Origin of the sequence: Brevibacterium sediminis (genome assembly GCF_024895295.1) — a bacterium.
Classification (GTDB): Bacteria; Actinomycetota; Actinomycetes; order Actinomycetales; family Brevibacteriaceae; genus Brevibacterium; species Brevibacterium sediminis.
Window position 1 is genome coordinate 94,081 of sequence record NZ_JAHQRN010000009.1, and the last position, 22,124, is coordinate 116,204.

Sequence of the window (22,124 nt, forward strand, 5' to 3'; positions counted from 1 at the left end):
GGCACCCGAACACCATCAGGCGAGAAGAGCCCTGAGGGTCATCGACTCACACGAAGTCCTTGTACTTGTCCAGGGTCCGCACCGGCTTGCGCAGAGCGTCGCGACGGAACGGATCGCCGAGCTCCTTTGTGCACATGACCTCGATGACCGTGGTCTTGCCTTCGTTCATCTGCGCCTCCACGGCTCTCTGCAGAGCAGGGCCGACCTCGTCGAGCTGGTCGACGACGATGCCGTCTGCGCCCATCGACTCGGCCATCGCTGCGAAGCTCTCACCGTTGTCGAGCTCGCCGGCGATGAAGCGGTGTCCGTAGAACTCGACCTGGTTCTTCTTCTCCGCACCCCACTGACGGTTGCGGAAGACGACGGCAGTGACCGGAATGTCGTGGCGGACGGCAGTGAGGACCTCGACCATGCTCATCGCCCAGGCGCCGTCGCCGGCATAGGCGATGGCCGGGCGATCAGGGGCGGCGCGCTTGGCGCCGATGATCGTCGGCAGCGCATAGCCGCAGTTGCCGAAGCTCATCGGAGCGAAGAAGCTGCGGGGACGTTCGAAGCGCAGGTAGCTGTGCGCGATGGAGTTGATGTTGCCGATGTCGGTGGAGACCATGACGTCGGCCGGCATCGCCTTCTCGAGCTCCCGCAGCACCTGACGTGGGTGCAGCCAGTTGCCGTCCTCCTTCTCGGCCTCTTCGATGGCGTCGAGGGAGAACTCGTCCTTCTCATGGGTCCACGAATCCAGCTCGGCCTCCCACGCCTCCTTCTCAGCGCGGATGAGCTCTGCTCGCTGGTCCTTCGTGGCATCACAGGCGACCTTGCGATCGTTGAGGCGGGCGAGGAGATCCTCGGCGACGGCCTTGGCATCGCCGCAGATGCCGACGTCGATCTTCTTGACCAGCCCGAGCATCTTCTGGTCGGCGTCGACCTGGATGATCTTTGCGTTGGTGGGCCAGTAGTCGAATTCGTACTGCGGCAGCGTGCCGAAGGGGCCGAGGCGAGTTCCGAGTGCCAACACCACATCGGCCTGGTTGATCAGGGTCATTCCAGCTTTCGAACCCTGGTAGCCGAGGGGGCCTGCCCACAGCGGGTGGCTGGCGGGGAAGGAGTCGTTGTGCTGGTAGCTGTTGACCACCGGCGAACCGAGGCGCTCGGCCAGCGGGATGCACTCATCGACGCCATCGGCCATGACGACTCCGCCGCCTGAGACGATGACTGGGTTCTTCGCCGCGGCGAGCAGCGCGGCGGCCTCTTCGAGGCTTTCGGCTCCACCGGGTCCGCGATCGATCTTCTGCGGCTGGGGGATCTCCGGTGCACATTCGCCGTAGAAGTAGTCGCGGGGAATATTCAGCTGCGTCGGTCCCATCTCCGACTTCGCGCGATCGAAGCAGCGGGCGGTGAATTCGGCCATGCGGGTCGGGTTGCTGACATGCCCCTGGTACTTCGTGAACTCCTGGAACATCGGCAGCTGATTGGCCTCCTGGAATCCGCCGAGGCCGATCGAATTCGTGCCGGCCTCCGGGGTGACGATGACGACGGGGGAATGGGCCCAATAGGCGGCCGCAATCGCGGTGACGCAGTTCGAGATGCCCGGACCGTTCTGACCTGTGACAACACCGTGACGGCCCGAGGCGCGGGCGTAGCCGTCTGCCATGTGCGCAGCGCCCTGTTCGTGGACCACGGGGATGAAATCGATGCCCGCGGGGGCGAAGATGTCCATGGCGTCCATGAACGCCGAACCCATGATGCCGAAGATGTCGGTGACGCCGTTGGCGACCATCGTTTCGACGAAGGCTTCGGACGATGTGATCTTCTGGGTCTTCACGGCTTCACTCAGTGTCGCCTTGTCGGTTCGATCGGCCAGTTCCGTCATCGTAACGTCTCCTGTTCGTCGGGGACCACAGCTCTGTGGTCTCGGTTTTCTGTTCATTTCACTTCGAAAAGCGGAACATCTGTGACATTAGGCGATCGCCTTCCTCGGTGTCAACGAAGTTCCGGAAAAGATTTCATTTGGTACGATAAAACGGAACTTGGCAATTCTGGCCGATGGCAACAGCGTCGAGTCCGGTGAGGACGAGGTGGAGAGGACGAGCATGGACGATCTGACGGAACCGGCGGGGGATGAGCAGGTCTCTCTCGCGGGCGAGACACCGGCACTGCGGCTGGTGTCGCTGTTGGAGTTCATCTCCACCCGCGACCAGATCTTCACTCTGCAGTCCCTCGTCGTTCAGACCGGGCTGCCCAAGCCCACATTGCACCGGATGCTCCAGCAGCTGGAGGGCGCCGACCTGCTCACCCGCCACAGCGACGGACGCCATTACGGCACGGGAGCGCGACTGCGCCGTATGGCCGAGGATGTGCTGCTCAACGACTCCAGGCAGGGAGCGCGGCGGATGATCCTGTCCCAACTGTCCGAAGAGATCGGGGAGAGCTGCAACCTCACCGCGGTCTCGGGCAATGACGTCATCTATCTCGACCGCGTGGAGACGGCACATCCGCTGAGAGTGCATCTCGAGGCGGGCAGCCGTGTGCCGATCCACGCCTCCGCGAGTGGGAAGATGATCACCTCACAGTACGGAGACACTCCCCGCCGCCGTCTGCTCACCAGTACCGAGCTGAGAGCCTTCACCCCGAACACGGTCACGGATCCTGAACAGCTGGAGGCGGAACTGCGATCTGTCCGCGAGTGCGGCTATGCCCTCGACCGGCAGGAGTACCTTGAAGGGCTCGTCTGCTTGGCGGTGCTCATCCCCACCGACGTCGGTCGGTCGAATCAGGCATTGGCCATTCAGGCACCGGTGCTGCGGAAGTCGATCGACGACCTCATCGAGCTGCTTCCGGTGGTGCGCGCCGCTGCCCAGCGCATGGCGGTGCTCGACGAGATCGACCGTTCGGATCCGACTGCTTCGACTGCCTGACCACATCGACCGATTGCGAAAGGACTGTCCATATGAGCACTCCATCAGGGATCCGGGAGCTTTTCGGAATCGATGCCGATACGCCGGTTCCGAGGCTTGAAGGCAATAGCGACCTGGTTCCGACCATTGACGAGAACTACCGTTTCGATCCGCAGGTGACGCGAGCGATACTCGCGGGGTTCTCCCACGGTTCGCGTGTGCTGGTCCAGGGACTGCACGGGACGGGGAAATCCACGCATATCGAGCAGATCGCGGCACGCCTGAACTGGCCGCTGATGCGCGTCAATCTGGACGGACAGATCTCTCGCAGCGATCTCGTCGGCAAGGACCAGGTCGTCATCGAGGACGGCCAGCCTCGCACGGCATTCGAAGAGGGAGTGATCCCCTATGCCTTGACCAGACCGATGGCGTTGGTCTTCGACGAATACGATGCCGGCCGTCCGGAGGTCATGTTCATCATCCAACGCCTGCTCGAACGCGACGGCCTGTTCACCCTGACCGAACAGAATCGGGTGATCCGTCCGCACCCGCACTTCCGACTCTTCGCCACGGCGAACACCGTGGGGCTGGGCAATGTCAACGGTCTCTACCATGGGGTCCATCGCCTCAATCAGGCGCAGCTCGATCGTTGGAACATCATCGCCTCACTCAACTACCTCGACCCATCCGAAGAACGACTCGTCGTCACCGGTCAGGTCCCAGAGATCGCCTCAGCAATGGGGGAGGAGACCGTCGCAAAGATGATCGACGTCGCTCAGTTGACGCGCACGGGTTTCGCCGCCGGAGACGTATCAGCGCTCATGTCACCGCGCACGGTGATCTCCTGGGCCCAGAACTCGGTGATCTTCGGCGATGTCGAGCTGGCCTTCAAGTTCTCATTTCTCAACCGCTGCGACGTGACCGAACATCCTGTCGTTGCAGAGTACTATCAGCGCTGCTTCGGCGGTGAACTCAGCGTCGATGACGCGGCGACGGCCAGCTGATGGCTGAACAGAGAGCACGGCCCGGCATCAGTCGATCGGATCGTGAGATTCACGCCCGGGAACGACGCCTGGCGTCGGTGTTCAGGGCGCTCAGCGGCGATCCGACGGTCGACCTGTGGGCTCACCGACCCGCCGATGGAGACGGGCTGCTGCCCATGAATGCACCCCATCTCTACCCCGATCCCGGAACGTCGAGCCTCACTTCTCTGCGCGGTGCCACAGATGCCATGGCCATGCGCCGGAAGTGGAGCGATCCTCATCTGCACAGGCAGATGCTGCCGGAATCGCAGGAAGAGCGCCTCATCGTCGAAATCCTCGAACAGCAGCGCTGCGAATCCTTGGCTGGACAGGCCGGCGTCCGAGCCAATCTATCTGCTCGACAGGCACACTGGCGCAGTGAATACCTTCGCAGCCGTCTGCACGAGACTCGCCTGGGCCTGCTGTTGTTCACGGTCGTCCTCGTCACCCACTCCGTGATCACCAGGGAGGCCATCAGCCCCGCGGACTCCGACCTCATCGAAGAATCCCGGTTCGAGCTCGCGCCCGAACTGGGTCCCTTCCTCATCCAGCTGCGCAATGCGCGACACAGCCAACGCGTATTCACCGAGGTGGCGCTCGAACTCGCGCGCACGCTCGCTGACCGCATTGCGGACATCGAAGGCGAAGAAGGTCGAGGTTCGGGAGCGCGGCGCCGGCGATTCAGCCCGAGCCTGCCTCTGGTATTCGACATCTCCGAGGACCTGTTCGCTCCCGCAGAGCAGGCAGACAGCAGCGGGCTCCGGCGCTGCCGTGGCTATCAGGTATGGACGAAGCGGTTCGACCGGGTTTCGACGATCGCCGAGGACGTCAGGGATGCGAGCCTGCGCAGCGGTCGTGCCGCGATCGCCGCGGAGACGGCACGACTGCAGGTGCCTTTGGCCCCCTTGGTCACTCGGCTCCAGGCCGTGGTGGAAGCAGCGAAGGAGGCGCACGAGCTCGTCGATTCCGAGGATGGTGTCCTCGATTCCGCCCGCCTGACGCGGTTGGTCACCTCGCCTGGCGATCCGCGCGTCTTCCGCGGACGGTCGCACCGTGCCGAGACCGACTGCGCCGTGACTTTTCTGCTCGACCTCTCGGGGTCGATGAAGGCTCATGCGCTCGGGCTCGGTGCCCTCCTCGACGTGCTCGCCACCGCCCTCGACCGTGCAGATGTGACCGTCGAGATCCTCGGATTCACCACGAACTCCTGGAACGGCGGACGCGTCCGCGCCGAGTGGGCGAAGTCCGGGGCACCGGACCGGCCGGGTCGACTCAACGAAATCCATCACATCGTGATCAAGTCCGGACAGTCCTCATGGCGGCGGACGCGCAACAACCTCGGTGGTCTGCTCAAGACCTCTCTGTACAGAGAGGGCATCGATGCTGAGGCTCTGCGCTGGGCGGTCGGCCGGCTGCGCCGCCAGCAGGCGGCGAAATCAGCCGTGGTCGTCATCAGCGATGGGCTCCCGGCTGATTCTGCGACAGCCGCAGCCAACGATGAGGACTACCTGGCCCGAGATCTCGAGTCCACGGTGGCCGACCTGCGTCGATCCGGCGATATCGGTGTCCTCGGAGTGGGCATCGGCACAGACCCGGGGCTCCTCTATCCCGCCGGCGTCGAACTCGGTGCCGAGTCCCTGGGCGGCCGGGAGTCTGTGCGGGCGGTCGTCGATGGACTTCTCACCGTTCTCCATCGCTGAACGACGATGCCGGCACGGCCGTCGTGAACTATCCTGCTCGTCGGCCCGCGCATCTCGGCGATCGGTCAGATGACGGCGGTCGGCCCGCTGCCGTGAATCCTGGCAGCGGGCCGACCACTATGCTGTTGCGGGCCACGGACGATACTCAGCCAGCCTCGGTCAGGCGTCCTTCGCGGCGCAGCTGAGCGCGTTCGCTGAACCGAGTGACGGCGGGACGCTCGTCGCCGAGGACGAGACGATCGACCTGCAGGTCGGTGAGCTTCCTGTTGTGCCGGATGCGGGAGAGGAAGAACACGACACCGATGACGATCCAGACGGCCAGGGCGATGAGCGACTGCGGTCCCAGCGCACCGGGCGAGCCCGGGATGAGCAGGAGCAGCATGAAGATGATCGCAATGACCGCTCCGACACCGGACAGGACCTTCTTCGTCGTCGAGTACATTCCCGGGAGAGCCTCTGGGTCCTGAGCCTCACGAGTGGGGCGGAAGATCCGGAAGGCGCACAGGCAGGTGTAGAGGTAGGCGATGGTCACACCGATCGAGGACATGTCGACGACCCAGGTCAGAGCCGCCCTGCCGAACCAAGGGCTGATGAGGCAGACGATGAGGACGGCGATGATCCCGATGTGCGGGGTCTTGTGCTTCGCATGCAGGCGGGCGAAGATCGGCGGGATCATCTGTGCTCGGCCCATGGCCATGAGCACGCGACTGGCCGAGACGTAGAAGCCGTTGAGGCCGGTGCTCACACCCATCGTGATGGCGATGGCCAGCAGCAGGAGGCCCGAACCGCCGATGACACCGGTGATCGCTTCAGCCGTTCCCCACGCGGAACCGGAGGTTGCCAGTGCCTGCCACGGTTCAGCCATGGAGACCGAGACGATCATCGCCATGTAGAGGGCGGCAGCTGTGAGGATCGCGAGCACGATGAGGCGCAGCGCCTTGGCCGGAGAGAAGTCGAACTCCTCGGCGGCCTGGGGAACATTGTCGAAGCCGATGAACGCCCACGGGGCGATGGCGACGATGGCGATGATCGCGGCCACCGGACTGACACCATCGGGCAGTGCCGGCGACATATTGGAGAGATGGGTTGTCGGGCTCGCGATGACGGAGATGATGATCGCAGACACTGCGATGATCATGAGCACACAGGCCCAGTATTGGACCCGCCCCGACAGCGCGGTGCCGCGGATATTGAGGATGGCGAAGACGACGAGCGCAGTGATCGAGACGCCGATCTCCGGCAGATAGACATCCCAGCCGGCGACGGTGTACAGATACCCCTGCTCCATGATCGAAGGCATGAGCTTCCGGAACAGCAGAGCCAATGCCGAAGCGTTGAGTGCGACGATGCAGACATATCCGAGTGTGAGGAACCAGCCGGCGAAGAAGGCGTGGACGCGTCCGTAGCCGATGAGGGCGTAGGCCAACTCACCTCCGGAGACGGGGAAGGTGCGGATGAGGAAGCCGTAGCTGACGGCGATGATGAGCATGAGTCCGGCGCCGAGGGCAAAGCCGACGAGGGTGCCCAAGGGACCACCCATCGCCAGCCAGTCAGTGGGAAGGATGAACGCACCCCATCCGACCGCCGAGCCCAGAGCGATGGCGAAGACCCAGCGAGGCTTGAGTGTCTTGGCCATCCTCTCCGGCTGTTCACCGTGTGCTCCAGGTGGCGCGGCGGCGACGTTCTCGGTCGGATTCTCTATTGACTTCGACATGGCACCTTACTTTCGTCACTTCTCTGTGAAGGTATGGGCAGTGGAATTCATCCCGCGATGGTCACCCAGCGCAGGAGTGAGCGCCTGCAGGCACGTGATGAGGCCGACGTTGATGATGTCGGAAACGCTCGCCCCCCGGGAGAGGTCGTTGATCGGGGCCGCGAGTCCTTGGAGCAGCGGGCCGTAGGCGTGTGCTCCGCCGAGGCGTTCGGCGATCTTGTATCCGATGTTGCCCGCGGCGAGGTTCGGGAAGACGAGCACATTCGCGTGGCCGGCGACCGCGGATTCGGGGCATTTCGACTTCGCCACGGATTCGACGATGGCCGCGTCGAACTGGAGTTCACCGTCGACATCGAGGCCGGGGTGGCTGCGGCGGATGTGCTCGGTCGCTGCTCTGACCCGATCGATGTCGGAGTGCTGAGCCGATCCCCTTGTTGAGAACGACAGCATCGCCACTGAGGGCGCCAGGCCGGTGATCGCTGTGAACGTGTGCGCAGTGGCGACAGCGATCGCTGAGAGCTGCTGGTCATCGGGGACCGGGATGACCGCGCAATCGCCGAATCCCAGGTAACGTCCGTCGCGCAGGCACATGAGGAACGAGGAGCTGAGCAGGGGCGCATCCGGAGCGAGACCGACGACGGCCAACCCCGCCCGGATGACATCGGCAGTGGGCCGATCCGCTCCGGCGACGGCGGCTTCGGCCAATCCTTCTTTGACGGCTGCAGCGGCGAGGAAGACAGGGTCGGTCAGCCATTGCGCGGCCAGTTCAGGATGCTTCCTCTGCGCACTGGATCGGATTCGTTCGCCGGCTGGACCGGCCGCGAGGTTCGCCGGGTCTTCGACGGACCACCCGTCGGCAGCGGCGATGCCCAGTCGCTTCGCACGGTGGCGAACCTCATGGGCGTCGCCGATCAGGACGGGGCGGACGCCCGCCTCGGCGAGGGCGCCGGCAGCGCGAAGGACACGTTCGTCGTGAGACTCGGCGAGGACGATCCTCGGCCGTGGTCCCTCTCCGCACAGGTCGAGCACCCGATCGAGGAGCATCGAGTCGATCGAGACGGACTCGAGCTCGGCTTCGACGGTGGCCTCGGCCGCAGTGCGGTCGCGAGCTGCCGGCGTCTTCAACATCGGTCGATCCTCAGACCGCAGCCGACAGCGTGGAGACGCCGAGGTGCTTGTCGACAGATCCCATGACGTGGTCGACCTTGTCGAGCAGATCATCGAGGACGGCCTGGTCAGCGACGAGAGGCGGAGAGAGGACGAGCATCGTCGCACCGCGGTTGTCGGGACGGGTGATGAGCCCGACTTCCTTCATCGCCTTCGGGATGACCTCGGTGAGCACCTTCTTCGACGCATCGGGGGTGAGTTCGGCACCCGTGTCTCGGTCGGCCATCATCTCGATGGCGTAGAAGAACCCGGTGCCACGGTATTCCTTGATGCAGCGATAGGAGTCGGTGATCCGATCGAGGCCGTTCTGGAAGTAGGGTGCGAGGCTGCGGACGTTGCCGGGGACATTCTCCTCTTCCAGCGCGATGAGGTTGGCGGTGGCGACCGCGGTGGCCACCGGATGACCACCCCAGGTGGCTCCGTGGGTGAAAGTCCCGGCATCGGGCGAGTCGAGAAGGGCCTCTGCGAGCGGCTTGCGGATGATGACTCCGCCGAGGGGCATGTAGCCCGAGGTCGAACCCTTGGCGAAGGTGATGAGGTCGGGCACGACGTCGAATTTGATCGAACCGAACCATTCGCCCAGCCGCCCGAACCCGGTGATCACTTCGTCGGCGACGAGGAGGATTCCGTGTTCGTCGCAGATCTTCCGCAGCTCCTGCCAGTAGCCCTCCGGCGGTACGAGTGCTCCGCGCGAGTTCTGGACGGGCTCCGCGAAGAGCGCGGCGAAGGTGTCTCCGCCTTCCCGCTCGATGAGTTCTCTGATGGCCTGGATCGAGGGCAGGTCGGCGGCGGTGCCTCCGGCCGGGACCTCTTCTCCCAAAGTGTTCGGCACGTGGAATACTCCGGGCATGAGTTCGCCGAAAGGCTCCTTGTAGGCGGGGATGCCCGTGACGGCGAGGGCGCCGAGGGTGGTGCCGTGGTAGGCCATGTCCCTGGCGATGATCTTCGTGCGCTGGGACTGTCCCTGGGAACGGTGATACTGGCGGGCGAACTTCACAGCGGACTCAACGGCCTCGGAACCCGAATTGACGAAGAACACTGTGTCGAGGTCGCCCGGGGCGTGACCGGCGATGCGGGTCGCCGCATCCACGGCTGCGGGATGGGCCGAACCCCAGTTCGTCCAGTACGCGAGCTTGCTCATCTGCTCATAGGCGGCCCGGGGAATATCCTGTCGCCCGTGGCCGATGTTCGCACAGAACAGGCCGGCCAGACCATCGAGGTACCGGTCGCCTCGTTCGTCGATGAGGTAACTTCCGTGCCCTTCGACGATGATCGGAAGATCGTCGTCATTCCACACTCTGCCGGTGGTGAAGTGGGGGAAAAGATGCTGCTGGGCACGATTTGCATAATCCGAGATCGTCACGCGAACCCTCCATTCGAACTGTCTGGGTCGGCACGTCGAGGCGTCCCGACTCCGGCAACTCCGTCGTTGGAGCGCCTGACATCACTCTCGCGACTATCTGGTTCCCAATGAAGACCCAGTCCGATATGACTTCTTTGGTGCCAGATGTCAGTGGCGGTTCAGCGGTCTCCGAGAACCGAGTCGATCACCTCGGCGAGGATTCGCACGCCGGGTTCGATGGATTCGAGGTCGATGGCTGCGAAGCCGAGTCTGAAGTTGTTCCGGTGGGAGTCGGGGGAGAGGAAGAACGGATCGCCGCGTTCGATCACGACGCCTCGACGCAGGCATTCGTCAGCGAGGATGCTCGCGTCGAGATGCGCGGGCGCTTGGATCCAGACACTGACCCCGCCGGCAGGGTAGGGAACGGACCAGGGAAGGTGTGCGTCGAGAGCGGCCGTGAGGGTTTCCCATTTCTTGCGCAGCTGGGTGCGGCGACGCGAGATCGTTCGATGGTACTGGCCGGATTCGATGAGCAGCGCCATGGCGCGTTGGGTGTGTCCGGGGACGTGGCGGATGGAATAGCGACGGTGCCGGCGCATGCGCCCGATCAGCTCGGGCTCGGCGACGATGTAGCCGAGCCGCAGGCCGGGAGCGAGGAATTTGGAGAAGGAGCCCAGGTAGATCACGTGCTCGGAACCGGGCAGGGCTTTGAGAGCTGGGGTGGGTTTGCCTCGGTAGCGGAACTCCGAATCGTAGTCGTCTTCGATGATGAGGGAGTCCGTGTCACGCATGTGTGTCAGGAGCTGGGTTCGACGCGACGAATCGAGAGTGACGTTGGTGGGGCTGTGATGGCTGGGGGTGACGTAGACGAGGTCAAGCCGGTCGGACGGTGGGATCATGCCCCGATTGTCGACTTTCAAGGGGAACAGCTGACCGCCGACGCGGGCGAAGGCATGTTTGGCGTCGACGTATCCGGGATCTTCGACGCCGGCCGTGGTGTCCGGGCCGACGAGCAGCTGTGCCAGGAGGTCGAGCCCCTGTTGGGAACCCGCTGTGATGAGGACGTTCTCGGCATCGACATGGATTCCGCGGCTCGGCAGAACGCGCTGGCACAGCAGCTTGACCAGCAGCGGATCGTCTTCGTCGATGGCGTCGCGGACAGAGTACTGAAGATGCTCGGGTTCCATGGCGGTGCGAAGGGCTTTTGCCCAGGCGAGCCGGGGGAACTCTTCCGGGTCGACCTGACCTGCGACGAATGGATATGGGTAGGTCTGCCAGTTCTTCGTCTTCGTGATCTCCGGCAGGTGGATGTCGCGGACAGGTCTGATCTTCTGTTCCCAATCGATGGGGCCGGTCATGCGGCGGGTGCCGGCGCTGACGGCAGCCACATCGGCGAGCAGTCTGCTGTTGACGAAGTGCCCGCTGCGCGGTCGGGCCTCGATGAGTCCGGTGGCGACAAGCTCCTGGATAGCGGCGTTGACGGTATTGCGTGAGAGTCCGAGTTCGTGCGACAGATCCCGCGATGACGGAAGTGGCACATCGGGGCTGTACGTGCCGGAGAGGATTTGGTGTTCGAGCGCCTTGCGGAGCTGCCGATAGAGCGGCTCTTTCGACTTCGGTGAGATTTCGATAGGGGCTCTGAGCTGCGCCTGGTCGCGGTGGTGGTCCATGTCGGGGTCTGGAGTCATTGCGGTGTAGGCCTACAGTGCCAATGTGTTCGAGTTTTTGTCGTATCCGACCGGGTAGCGGGGGACGACGACCATCGGGACGGGAATGCTGCGGAGCATTTTGTTGGCCGTGGCACCGAGGAACAGCGACTTCGGTTGTGCCAGCCGGCTGGAACCGATGATGACGATCTCGCTGTCGTCCCAGCTCAGCCTTTCGACCGCGGAGTCGACGGACCGCCCGTGGGCGACATCGACCATGACTTCGACCGCGTCGTCGACCTGCTGAGACGCGCTCAGCAGCAGCGCTCGCGCGTGGTCGGCGGGAGACCGTCCGTCCGGTGTGTTCGGGGACGCGTCCAAGCCGATGAGTGAGATGAGTCGCAGCGGGACGTCGTGTCGGACCGATGAGCTGACGGATACGTCGAGGACTGCGTCGGCACCGACTCGTGTTCCCATCGCACAGGTGAGTCGTGTCAGTCTGCTCGGAGGGAGGTAACCCGACGGTGCGAGGGCCACCGGCACGGAGGCCGAGTGGAGCAGGGCATTGGCGACGGACCCCACCGTGAACCGTCGGAACGGGCCGCGGCTGGCTGCGCCGACGATGATGAGATCGCAGGGCGCGGTGGACGCGATTTCGAGCAGACCTTCAGCCATCGATTCAGCGAAGTGGACGGTGACAGTGGACCTGATCGACTTGGGAATGAGGTCGCTGACCTTGGCGAGACCCTCCAGCGCTGAGTCCTTGCGCAGCTGTTGGAACTCGCGTTCCTGAGCTGACTGAGCATGGTCGGGCTGCGGCCCGCGAATGACATGGACGAGTTCGATGGCGACACTGTGCGGGGCAACGACGGAGCGTGCCAGAGTGAGGGCCAAAGAGACGGCATCTCTGTCGCGTCTGTCCAGAGTGATTCCGACGACGTAACGCATTGAGTCTCCTTTGACCTGGTGCTCTGTAACTGATTGGGGCGCTCTTCCGTGCCCCAAGTCGACTATAGGTGAGGCCTCTGACCGTCGACAAAGCGCAGGTCAGTCGAATGAGGAGTCTTCCTCACATGGAGAGCGGATGGTCGACGGGCAAGAACCGAGAGACCTCCTGCGCCGCTCGGACTGCGTCCGCACCCAATGTGATGAGGCGGGCGTCGTCCATCCGCACTGTCGGCCCCTGGATGACGATGGCGGCCTGCGCTTGGCCAGTCGCATCGAGGACCGGCGCTCCGACACAGCGAACTCCGTCCACGTTCTCCTGATCGTCGATGCTGAAGCCTCGTTCGCGTGTGGCACGCACGGCGGACCGGGCATCGTCGCGAGTGCCCAGCGTGTTCGCTGTGACCGGTTCGAGCCGATCGGGAAGCGAGTCGAAGTACTCGTCTGCATTGTCCGAGAACGCGAGGATCACTTTGCCCGAGGCTGTGGCGTACAGAGGGAATCGCGCTCCGACTCTTTGCACGAAGCGCAGGGGGAGGGTGGATTGGACGCGGGTCATGACGACCGATTCGCCGCCGTCGCGGATGGCGAGATTGACTGATTCTTCGGTCATCTCATTGAGCCGTTCTAAGAACGGGATCATCTTATCGATACCGAAGCTCCGCTGCGCCGCCTGGCCGAGGAGCACCGCGCCGCTGCCCAGGTAGTACGCGTCGTTCCACGGGTTCTGGGCGATGAGGCCTTCAGCAAGAAGCGCCTTCGCAATGCGGTAGACGGTTCCGGAGGACAGCCCCAACTCCTCAGCGATGGAGGAGAGGGGCAGATCCGCCTCGGTGCCGGCCAGAAGCTTGAGGATGTTCAGCGCACGACCGACGGCCTGAGTGCCTGCTGGATGCCCATTCGCCATGGTGGTGAGCTTATCAGGGGCCGACAGGCGCCTTGTGAGACCGCTCACGGTGCTTATCGTCTTCCGTATCTTCGGTGAACATGTCTGTGCGTCGGATCAGCAGAGCTGACACTCCGCTGATCACCGTGACGGCGAGGACATAGGCCACGATCGACCCGATATGTCCGTCGCTCTCTCGGAGAAGATAGGAGAGGATGAGCGGCGTCATCCCGGAGGCGACGATTCCAGAGATCTGGTAGACGACCGAGATTCCGCTGTATCGGGTCCACGTGGGGAACAGCTCGGCGAAGAGCGAGGCTTCCGGGGCATAGACGACCGGGTAGACGACACCGAGTACGATGCCGATGCTGATGAAGATCAGCAGCGGATTTCCGGTGCCGATGAGCAGCAGTGTCGGGTAGGTGAGGATGCCCAGCGCGACGACGCCGAGAGCGTACATGCGCCGTCGGTCGAAGTGATCGGACAGCCGACCCATGAGCGGGATGACTCCGACCATGATGATCGCGCCGAGCATGACCGCGGTCAGGATCGTTCCCTGGCTGACGTCCAGGCTCGTCGTGGCATAGGTGATGATGAATACGGCCCAGAGGTTGAACGCGACGCCTTCGGCCCAGCGCGCGCCCATTCCCAGAATGATGTTGCGTCGACTCTGCCTGTCCTTGGCCAGTTCCACGGCGGGGATGACTGCGCGAGCTTCTGCCTTCTCGAGCTTGGCGAAGGCCGGTGTCTCCATCACCTTCAGCCTGATGAAGAGGCCGACGCCGACGAGCACAGCACTGAACATGAAGGCGACTCGCCAACCCCAGCTGAGGAATGAATCATCGGACATCACCCCGCCGAGGAACGCGAAGACACCTGTGCCGAGGACCAGACCGACCGCGAGGCCGATCTGAGGGAAGCTGCCGTAGAGGCCGCGCTTGCCTTTTGACGCGTACTCGACCGCCATCAGCACGGCTCCGCCCCATTCGCCGCCGACGGCGACGCCTTGAGCGATTCGGCAGATGACGAGGAGGAGGGGAGCGGCGAAGCCGATCATCGCGTGGGTGGGGATGACGCCGATGAGGAATGTGGCGATACCCATGATCATCATGGTGGTGACCAGAGTCTTCTTCCGTCCGACCCGATCACCGATATGGCCGAAGACCAGTCCGCCGACGGGTCGCGCAACGAATCCGACGGCGAAACTGGCGAAGGCGAGAATGGTGCCGATGAGGGGGTAGTCACTGGGGAAGTAGAGCTTGTTGAACACGAGCCCGGCGGCCATTCCGTAGAGGAAGAAGTCGTACCATTCGACTGTGGTCCCGACGATGCAGGACATCATGACGACGCGGATGTCCTTCTTCGTAAAAGAGCTGACGTCGGTTGGCTGAGGATTCGAGTTCATAATGACTCCCGGAAGATTCCTGTCAGTGCCTCGCGTGTGACCGGACGGGGCACGACGGCCATCTGTCGCGTCTGTTTGAGGGTCCCATCGACGAGTTGGTCGATGTTGTCTTCGATGTAGCCGAAGCTGCGCAGTCCCTTCGGCATATCGATGTCGTGCATCAGCTCCGTGAGCACATGGGCCAGCGCCTCGGCGCCGTCGGTGCGGGTGAATGTCTGACCGCTCAGCAGCTCTGCGGCGCGGAGGTGGCGGTCAGGGTCGGCCGGGTAGGTCCAGCGGAAGACGGCGGGAGCGGTTGAGGAGACGGCTTGGCCGTGCGGGACCATGACCATCTCCGGATAGCCTTCAGCATGGTAGTTCTCAACTGCGCCGGCGATCGGGTAGGCGTTTGCGTGGGGGAGGTGGGTGCCGGCGTTGCCGAACCCGGTTCCGGCAGATGCCGAAGCCAGGGCCATCTGGCTTCTCGCATCGATATCCCGGCCATTCATCACGGCTTTGCGCAGGTTGCGGCCCACCAGCTTAAGTGCCTGTTCGCACCAGATGTCGCTGATGGGGTTGGACCCGCAGAAGGCCGGACGTCTCGTCGGATCGTCGGGGGCAGGCTTCGCATCGAAGGCAACGCTGGTGTAGCTTTCGAGTGCATGTGAGAGGACGTCCATTCCGCTCGCCGCAGTGACTTGGGAGGGGAGGGACACGGTGGTCAGCGGATCGACGATTGCCATGGACGGGCGAAGCCGGGCGTGACTGATCGCGGCTTTGAGGTGCATGTCCAGAAAGTCGATGACGCAGATCGTCGTTGATTCGGAGCCGGTGCCTGCAGTGGTCGGCACGGCGATGAGGGGCTTCAGCGGCAGCGTGGGAGCGGTGCCTTCGCCGATGGGCGGCGTCACGTAGTCGAGGAGTTCGCCGGGGTGGGTTGTGAGCAGATTGACGGCTTTCGCTGTGTCGATCACGGATCCGCCGCCGATGGCGACGTAGCAGTCCCAGTCCTTCTGTCGCGCCCACTGCACGGCATAGTCGATGCTTTCGTTGGTCGGTTCGATTCCCACTTCGTCGAAGATGTCGGTCGAGATGTCTTCGTTCTGGAGTGCGTGGAGAACGTCATCGGGTATGCCTGTGGCGCGGACGTGAGTATCCGTGATGATGAGGCACGACTGCGCGCCGAATGCCTTGATGTCTGAGTAGAGCTCGCTGAGGGATCCGTTTCCGAATTTCAAAGGCGGTGCGGCCCAGGTGAATACGGATTCGTTCTGCAGAGATGTGCCCATGCTGATGCTCCTTTGCATTCATATGTGGGAAGGCTCCCCACATTGTGTTTCGACCCTAAAAGCTGAGGGCGCAAATGTGAAGCACTTCACAGAAGAAATTGTGCTCATGTCACGAGGGTGGGAAGGGGAGAATGGCACTTTTGGCTATCTGACCAGCAGAGATGTTCGCAGTTGGAAATCGGGAAGACGCTGGGATATCTCGATGGCGGCACAGTGCCTCGCTGCGAGGCCCGATGAATGCGATTGAACGAACGTCGTTAAGATGGCGGGCATGACGGAACCTTCGACTGCGACGCGAATCAGGGATACGGCTCTCATCTTCGAAGGTGGGGGCATGCGAGCCTCACTCACCAGCGCGATGGTCGTCAGTCTGCTGGACGCTGGTCTGTCATTCGACTGGGTTGCCGGTATCAGTGCCGGTGCTTCGAACACCGTGAACTATCTTTCCGGGGATGCATGGCGCGCTCGCCGGTCTTTCGTGGAGTTCGCTGCCGACGAGCAGTTCGGTGGACTCCGCTATTTCGCCCGCGGCCAAGGAATGTTCAATGCTGAGTACATCTATCAGCGGGCAGGCGGGCCCAACGAGGCGCTGCCCTTTGACTGGGAAGCGTTCCAGGCGAGCAAGGGGGATATGCGGATCATCGGCTTCGATGCGGAATCCGGTGAAGACGTGGTGTGGTCGAAGGCGGATACGCCGCGCATCGATGACCTGATGATCCGTGTCCGTGCGTCGTCGACGATGCCAGGCCTCATGCCGCCTGTCCACCTCGACGGGCACGTCTACGTCGACGGTGCTATGGGCGAGGACGGTGGAATCGCACTGACCCAAGCGCAACGCGAAGGCTTCGAGAAGTTCGTAATTGTGCTCACGCAGGAACGTGGTTACAAGAAAGCGCCGCAGCGATTCCTTGCAGTCTTCCGTGGAATATTCCGCAGGTATCCGGCTTTGGCCGACGCCTTGTTGACCCGCTGGAAGCGGTACAACGAAACCCGCGAACGTATCTTCGAGCTGGAAGCGGAGGGGAAAGCTCATGTCTTTGCTCCCGACCGCATGCCCGTCGACAACAGCACCCGCGACCTCTCTCGCCTCGCTGCGGCCCACCGGATGGGGTTGTCGCAGGCGAGGCGAGAGATGCCGGCCATCCGAGAGTTCCTCGGGGTGCAGACCACAGCGTAGGGAGCCGACCATCACCACCGTCTGTGGACTTCTTCGGCCCATCCGAAGATGTTCTCCACACGATACTCCCGCCCCGCTAGGGACCAGACTGCGCCGGAGAAATGGCCGAATACCTGTTCCTCGCGACTGCTGACGATCTTCTTGTCGAATTCGGAGTGCCGGTGGTACTCGGGGATGAAGGTGAGGTCGACTCGTTCGCCCTTGATTGCCCACGGGGCCATCCAGTCACCGGTGTTGTAGGTCCACTCGAGCTCTTCGCTGATCTTTTCGATCTGGCCGCCCAGCCGCAGCGCATTTTCGGTCGACGGAGTTCCGGCAGTCCATTTGGCGCCGAACTGCAGCCCGATCTCTTCCCCGTCTGTCGTGCCGCTGCCGGAGGCCCAGTTCCATAGGGTGTCGTAGGGCCATTTGCCGCGGCCATGGTCCATGGTCGCTGTTGTTGTGGACTCATCGAGGCGATAGGTGACTCCGTTGGCCCGAACTCGCCCGCTGGCGCTCAGGCAGTTGTCCTTGCGTGTGTATTGGAAGCGTCGACTGTTCCACGGAACAAGGACGCCCATCGACTGGTGGTCGTCTGGAACGATGACTTCCACCTCGGCGTTGACGTTCGCATTGGCGACATTCAGCGCGATGATCTGATCGCCGAAGGTAATCGAGATATCGACGTCTTTGTCCCCGGAGCGAATCTGCTGTGAGCACCACGGTGCGCGCGAGGACGGATTGGACCTGAACCAGTCCATTGAGCTCGCGGTTGTCTCGGTCTGGGTCTTTCTGTCGAAGAAGAACAGAGAGGTAGCGGCCTTATAGTCCGTGTCTGAGATGGAGAATGCGAGAATCATCTCCGGTGACACGATGCACCAGTAGTCGAACCGCTTCCTGCGGCCCCAGCCCTTGAGGTTGGCGTTGTGCACCGGGAACCGACTCCACCCGATTGCAGCTTCGTTGAGTGTCCCGTTCTTGAGGCACATGTCGACGGGCTGGTGAAGTTCTTTCTCCATTTGGTTCCTTTGATTTCGTGGTTTGGTGTGCTGAGTCGATGGGGTCCTCAACGGGGGCCGGCGTGCTCTCGGCGGTCAGGCCTGACGTTCTTTCATGGCCCGCAGCTCCTCGAGGATCTGCGGATACTGTTTGTCGAGTTTGAAGAAGTACAGGAGCACTGCCATTAGGACGCTGACGAGCGATGGGACCCAGATGAAGAGGTTCGAAATCATGGAGACGGCTTCTGCGGACTGAGTCTCCTGACCGCCGAGGTACCCGCTGGCCGCCAAGCCCCAACCGATGAGTGCACTGCCGAGTCCGGTGCCGATTTTGATCCCCATACTGGCACCGCTGTAGATGAGACCTTCGATGCGGATGCCCGTTTTCCATTCCCCGTATTCCATGGTGTCGGCGAGCATGGCGAAGATGACTCCCATGATTGCGGCCTTGCCGATCCCGCGGACGACCTGTCCGACGACCACGACTGCGGTGCTGTCGGGAACAGCGAAGATGATGAGTGAGCCGACGACCGCGATCAGGCAGCCGACGATTGCTGTATTGCGTTTTCCGAAGCGTCGAGTGATGGGGACGACGAGGAACATTCCGCCCAAGGTTGCGAGTGTGAGAGCCGTCGCGACCACGCCGACCAAGGCTGGTGAGCCGAGCACGTACTCGGAGTAGTAGATTGCGACGCCGGCGGTGATGGCGTTGTAGATGTACATGAGCAGCAGGACCAGGGTCGCGATGAACCAGTACTTGTTGCGCGCGAGCGAGATCAGGCTGGCCTTGACGCTCGGACGGTCCTTGTCCTGCTTAGTCCCGACAGGGTCAGTGCGTTCTTTCGTCGACCAGAAGGTGAAGAAATAGATGGCGGCAGCCACGAGTCCGAAGATTACGAACGTGTAGATCCAGCCGGACTGGCCGCCGCCGAAGAAGTCGACGATCGGCAGGGTGATGTTTGTGATGGCGATGATGGCGACATAAGCACCGATCATCTTCGCCACGTTGAGCACTGAACGCTGGTGCTGGTCGTAGGTCATGAGGGCACCGAGGGTGCCGTGTGGGATCTCGACCGCGGTGTAGACGAGCAGTGCGATGTTGTAGGTGACGATGATGTAGATGATCTGGGTGGTGCTGTTGGCGTCGGGGACCGCGAAGAGCGCGGTCGCAACCACTGCGAATGGCAGCGCCAGCCAGAGCAGCCACGGCCGAGCCTTGCCGAAGCGAGTCCGGGTCTTGTCGAGGACTACGCCCATGACCATGTCGCTGGCGCCGTCGACGATGCGGGAGAAGAGGAAGATCGTGCCGATCAGGCCGGCGGCGATGCCGACGACGTCGGTATAGAAGTAGACGAGGAAGGTCGATATTCCGGTCCAGACGACGTTATTGGCACCGCCTGCCATTCCATAGCCGAGCTCTTCGATGCGCCCCGGCTTCTCGGGGTCCCGATATGTGACCGGATTTGCGGTGGTGTTCACAGGCATGAGCTTCCTTGATCATTCCAGGCGTTGCAGCTCTCGCTGTCTACGGCCTATTTGGCGGTGGTGCTGCTTGCCGGTCCATCTGAGGGCGTCGTCAGTTGAGATGACAAGCAGCAGGTGTGAGCAGATTCGGCGATAGTGCGGACTTCCGAAGGTGCTCTGTAGAGAAATCAAAGCAGATCGTCGCGCGTATTGCAACGTTGCAATAGTGAAGCCATGAAGGCTGGAGACAATGAGCAGAAGCTCGGTCGGGGTGGTTAGGGCCGGTCGCCCACTGTTGACTCGCGGATCATCAGGCGGTGCGGGGCTACGCGCCCTGCAGGAGCTTCTGTCGAGCCCAGGATGCGTTGATGTACCGCCTCGACAGCGAACCGCGCGATCGCATTCATATCGGGGGCAATTGTGGTGAGTCTCGGTGCCGAGAATCCGCCTTCCGGGGTGTTGTCCCATCCCGTGACAGCAATGTCGTCAGGCACCTGCACACTGGCTTCTCTGAACGCTCGGAGCAGGCCGATTGCCAGTAGGTCGTTGGCGCAGACAACCGCATCGATCGGCGCCGTCTTCCGCAGCAGAAGAATCTGCCGTGCGCGGGCGTAACCCTCTTCGCGCGAGTAGTCGCGCTCCGCGCTGACCGTTTGGGTGGGATCGGACTGTGGGGCGGCGCCGATGATGAGATCCGGGTCTTCGTCGATCCCGGCAGCTGCCAGGGCTCGACGGTAGCCTTCGAGGCGGAGATCGCCGGTGCCGAGCGTGCCTTCAGTGAGGTATCCGAGGAAGGCGATTCGGCGATGACCGAGTGAGATGAGGTGTTCGGTGGCTTCACGGGTCGATTCGACGTTGTCTGCGGTGACATGGTCGATTCGAGGGTCGAGTGTGTGCTCGCCGAGCAAGACGAGTGGCGTTTCGTCACGGGCGGCCAGGATCGAGTCGACAGGCAGGGTCAGGGGGCTGAAGATGATGCCGTCCGCGTGGCTGTTCTTATACCCTTGCGCTACCTGTTCTTCCTTCTCCGGCAGCCCGCGAGTTTCGTCTATCAGCACGGTGTAGTCATAGGACTTGGCCGCTTCGACAACGGCGTGTGCCAGGCTGGCGAAGTAGGGGTGATCGATGTATGGGATTGCGAGTGTGATGAGGTTGCTGCGCCCCGTCCGCAGCTGTCGTGCTGCTGTCTGGGGTTTGTAACCCAGTTCGGCGATCGCATCTTCAACTTTGGCCTTGGTCTCAGGCCTCAAGTACCGATGCCCATTGATGACGTTGGAAACTGTCCGCCAGGACACTCCGGCCAGCGCAGCAACGTCTTTGATGCTGGGGCGGGCTTTGGACTTCTTGGTGCCAGCCTCATCTGTCATAAACCACGCCTCCGTGCTCACTGTTCAAAGCCATCATAGTTTCATAGGGGTCAGGCAATCGGAAAGTAGGCGACCACTCATAGTCGCAAGGTGGGGTGCTGACTCTTCAACTGATGGGTTCCGTCCGGATGTTGGGCAGATGGTGCGTGATGTAGGCGGGAGCGGTCAGTCGCTGATCACCGCCTGGGTGCGGGACCACATGGCCTGGAGCTCTTCGAGCATCGCTGCCGATCGTGTGGTGTCTACGTTGGCGATTGCCCTGACTATGCATTGTGCGACACTGACAGCGCACGTCACCGAGGCCATCGGGCCGAGCCCTTCGGACGGGACGAGGATGAGCTGATCGGCGAGTTCGGCAAGCTGCGAGTGCTGATCCGCAATCACGATGAGCTGGACGCCTCGTTCTTTGGCGATTTCGCACAGCGGTAGGATGCTTGCACTCGTCTTCCAGATAGAGAAGGTGATGAGGCAATCGCCGGGTTTGAGCTTGCGGACATCGTTGATCATCCGCGTCGCTGCACCGTCGCTGAGTGAGACGTCATAACCCAGGCCCTGTGCGTTGTGCGCCAGGATGGTTCCTGGAGCTACATATGCGCCTGTGGCGAGGATCGTTGTCGTCGGTGCGGTGGTGACCATCGTTGCAATTGTCGTCACTGAATCTTCAGACAGTGACTCGGCGAGAAGCCCGAGTAATTCGATGTCCTTGCCGATCGACGTCGCTGGCTGCCCCATGCCGGCCTCGGTGTTGCGCACAAAATGCTTGTCGGCATCCAGCGAGGACAGGAACCGGTTTCTGATCTCCGTTGACAGCTCCGACCACCCGGTGAAGTCAATCGCTTGCGCGGCTCTGACGACGGTGGCGACGTTCACCCCGGCCACTTCGGCGAGGGCCGCCGCGCTGCAATATGACGCCATCTCGGGGTCGTTGGCGATGGCTTTGAGCACAGACTTCGTTCCAGGGGAGAGCCTGCGTTGAGACATAAGATGCTCGAGCCATGTCGCGATGATTTTCACTCTACGTCTCCTATTGCAATGAACGTTGCGATCTGATTGTATACGAGGTGTGGTGAAGATCACGTTCACTTCATTTCGGGGCCTCGAAAAGTGGCTCCTGAAGCGAATTGTGTTGACTTGTTGCGAAAATGCAAAAGTG

General features: G+C 62.5%; 17 protein-coding genes. 4 read left to right on the forward strand and 13 right to left on the reverse strand.

What is annotated here, in order from left to right; all coding sequences use genetic code 11:
* Positions 1-46: 46 nt before the first annotated feature.
* Positions 47-1,867: a sulfoacetaldehyde acetyltransferase gene (gene xsc / locus KTJ89_RS17400; protein WP_259358688.1), complete on the reverse strand. Its 1,821-nt coding sequence runs from the start codon at positions 1,865-1,867 to the stop codon at positions 47-49.
* 157 nt (positions 1,868-2,024) lie between these two features.
* Here xsc and KTJ89_RS17405 point away from each other — a divergent pair, with 157 nt between their 5' ends.
* The 3 genes from KTJ89_RS17405 to KTJ89_RS17415 are packed head-to-tail and all read left to right on the forward strand — an operon-like array spanning position 2,025 to position 5,613.
* Positions 2,025-2,912, forward strand: a complete 888-nt coding sequence (locus KTJ89_RS17405) for an IclR family transcriptional regulator (protein ID WP_259358689.1) — start codon at positions 2,025-2,027, stop codon at positions 2,910-2,912.
* A 32-nt stretch (positions 2,913-2,944) separates the two neighbouring features.
* The gene (locus tag KTJ89_RS17410; protein ID WP_259358690.1) at positions 2,945-3,895 is read left to right on the forward strand and encodes an AAA family ATPase; all 951 of its coding nucleotides are present in this window, start codon (positions 2,945-2,947) and stop codon (positions 3,893-3,895) included.
* The gene (locus tag KTJ89_RS17415) at positions 3,895-5,613 is read left to right on the forward strand and encodes a cobaltochelatase CobT-related protein (protein WP_259358691.1); all 1,719 of its coding nucleotides are present in this window, start codon (positions 3,895-3,897) and stop codon (positions 5,611-5,613) included. The genes KTJ89_RS17410 and KTJ89_RS17415 overlap by 1 nt, the downstream gene beginning before the upstream one ends.
* A 145-nt stretch (positions 5,614-5,758) precedes the next feature.
* Here KTJ89_RS17415 and KTJ89_RS17420 read toward each other — a convergent pair whose 3' ends face one another.
* The 8 genes from KTJ89_RS17420 to KTJ89_RS17455 all read right to left on the reverse strand — a co-directional run bounded on the left by KTJ89_RS17420 (position 5,759) and on the right by KTJ89_RS17455 (position 15,986).
* A complete protein-coding gene (locus tag KTJ89_RS17420) occupies positions 5,759-7,327 on the reverse strand; it encodes an APC family permease (RefSeq protein ID WP_259358692.1) in 1,569 nt (522 codons plus the stop codon).
* A 15-nt stretch (positions 7,328-7,342) separates the two neighbouring features.
* Complete coding sequence (locus tag KTJ89_RS17425; RefSeq protein ID WP_259358693.1) at positions 7,343-8,455, reverse strand: phosphotransacetylase; 1,113 nt, start codon at positions 8,453-8,455, stop codon at positions 7,343-7,345.
* A gap of 10 nt (positions 8,456-8,465) precedes the next feature.
* Positions 8,466-9,857, reverse strand: a complete 1,392-nt coding sequence (locus KTJ89_RS17430) for an aspartate aminotransferase family protein (protein ID WP_259358694.1) — start codon at positions 9,855-9,857, stop codon at positions 8,466-8,468.
* Between the two features lie 158 nt (positions 9,858-10,015).
* A complete protein-coding gene (gene pdxR / locus KTJ89_RS17435) occupies positions 10,016-11,524 on the reverse strand; it encodes a MocR-like pyridoxine biosynthesis transcription factor PdxR (protein WP_259358695.1) in 1,509 nt (502 codons plus the stop codon).
* 12 nt (positions 11,525-11,536) lie between these two features.
* A complete protein-coding gene (locus tag KTJ89_RS17440; RefSeq protein ID WP_259358696.1) occupies positions 11,537-12,430 on the reverse strand; it encodes a universal stress protein in 894 nt (297 codons plus the stop codon).
* Between the two features lie 121 nt (positions 12,431-12,551).
* On the reverse strand, positions 12,552-13,334 hold the full coding sequence (locus KTJ89_RS17445) for an IclR family transcriptional regulator (RefSeq protein WP_172174597.1): 783 nt from the start codon (positions 13,332-13,334) through the stop codon (positions 12,552-12,554).
* A gap of 13 nt (positions 13,335-13,347) precedes the next feature.
* Positions 13,348-14,718, reverse strand: a complete 1,371-nt coding sequence (locus KTJ89_RS17450; protein ID WP_259358697.1) for an MFS transporter — start codon at positions 14,716-14,718, stop codon at positions 13,348-13,350.
* Positions 14,715-15,986 carry a hydroxyacid-oxoacid transhydrogenase gene (locus tag KTJ89_RS17455; protein ID WP_259358698.1) on the reverse strand — a complete coding sequence of 424 codons (1,272 nt, stop codon included), beginning with the start codon at positions 15,984-15,986 and terminating at the stop codon, positions 14,715-14,717. The genes KTJ89_RS17450 and KTJ89_RS17455 overlap by 4 nt, the downstream gene beginning before the upstream one ends.
* Before the next feature lie 271 nt (positions 15,987-16,257).
* On the opposite strand from KTJ89_RS17455, the gene KTJ89_RS17460 reads away from it, so the two are divergent.
* Complete coding sequence (locus KTJ89_RS17460) at positions 16,258-17,163, forward strand: patatin-like phospholipase family protein (protein ID WP_259358699.1); 906 nt, start codon at positions 16,258-16,260, stop codon at positions 17,161-17,163.
* An 11-nt stretch (positions 17,164-17,174) separates the two neighbouring features.
* On the opposite strand, the gene KTJ89_RS17465 is transcribed toward KTJ89_RS17460, so the two are convergent.
* The 4 genes from KTJ89_RS17465 to KTJ89_RS17480 form a co-directional block, all read right to left on the reverse strand.
* The gene (locus KTJ89_RS17465; RefSeq protein ID WP_259358700.1) at positions 17,175-18,161 is read right to left on the reverse strand and encodes a DUF2804 domain-containing protein; all 987 of its coding nucleotides are present in this window, start codon (positions 18,159-18,161) and stop codon (positions 17,175-17,177) included.
* 75 nt (positions 18,162-18,236) lie between these two features.
* Entirely contained in the window at positions 18,237-19,625 is a 1,389-nt protein-coding gene (locus tag KTJ89_RS17470; RefSeq protein WP_259358701.1) for an MFS transporter, read from the reverse strand.
* Positions 19,626-19,879: 254 nt separating this feature from the next.
* Entirely contained in the window at positions 19,880-20,971 is a 1,092-nt protein-coding gene (locus tag KTJ89_RS17475; RefSeq protein ID WP_259358702.1) for a LacI family DNA-binding transcriptional regulator, read from the reverse strand.
* 165 nt (positions 20,972-21,136) lie between these two features.
* Complete coding sequence (locus KTJ89_RS17480; protein WP_259358703.1) at positions 21,137-21,985, reverse strand: MurR/RpiR family transcriptional regulator; 849 nt, start codon at positions 21,983-21,985, stop codon at positions 21,137-21,139.
* Positions 21,986-22,124 lie beyond the last annotated feature (139 nt).

Coding starts and splice junctions, on each gene's coding strand:
- KTJ89_RS17415 (WP_259358691.1), top strand. CDS start 3,895: ATGGCTGAACAGAGAGCACGGCCCGGCATCAGTCGATCGGATCGTGAG.
- KTJ89_RS17410 (WP_259358690.1), top strand. CDS start 2,945: ATGAGCACTCCATCAGGGATCCGGGAGCTTTTCGGAATCGATGCCGAT.
- KTJ89_RS17440 (WP_259358696.1), bottom strand. CDS start 12,430: ATGCGTTACGTCGTCGGAATCACTCTGGACAGACGCGACAGAGATGCC.
- KTJ89_RS17425 (WP_259358693.1), bottom strand. CDS start 8,455: ATGTTGAAGACGCCGGCAGCTCGCGACCGCACTGCGGCCGAGGCCACC.
- KTJ89_RS17420 (WP_259358692.1), bottom strand. CDS start 7,327: ATGTCGAAGTCAATAGAGAATCCGACCGAGAACGTCGCCGCCGCGCCA.
- KTJ89_RS17465 (WP_259358700.1), bottom strand. CDS start 18,161: ATGGAGAAAGAACTTCACCAGCCCGTCGACATGTGCCTCAAGAACGGG.
- KTJ89_RS17460 (WP_259358699.1), top strand. CDS start 16,258: ATGACGGAACCTTCGACTGCGACGCGAATCAGGGATACGGCTCTCATC.
- KTJ89_RS17455 (WP_259358698.1), bottom strand. CDS start 15,986: ATGGGCACATCTCTGCAGAACGAATCCGTATTCACCTGGGCCGCACCG.
- xsc (WP_259358688.1), bottom strand. CDS start 1,867: ATGACGGAACTGGCCGATCGAACCGACAAGGCGACACTGAGTGAAGCC.
- KTJ89_RS17475 (WP_259358702.1), bottom strand. CDS start 20,971: ATGACAGATGAGGCTGGCACCAAGAAGTCCAAAGCCCGCCCCAGCATC.
- pdxR (WP_259358695.1), bottom strand. CDS start 11,524: ATGACTCCAGACCCCGACATGGACCACCACCGCGACCAGGCGCAGCTC.
- KTJ89_RS17450 (WP_259358697.1), bottom strand. CDS start 14,718: ATGAACTCGAATCCTCAGCCAACCGACGTCAGCTCTTTTACGAAGAAG.
- KTJ89_RS17445 (WP_172174597.1), bottom strand. CDS start 13,334: ATGGCGAATGGGCATCCAGCAGGCACTCAGGCCGTCGGTCGTGCGCTG.
- KTJ89_RS17470 (WP_259358701.1), bottom strand. CDS start 19,625: ATGCCTGTGAACACCACCGCAAATCCGGTCACATATCGGGACCCCGAG.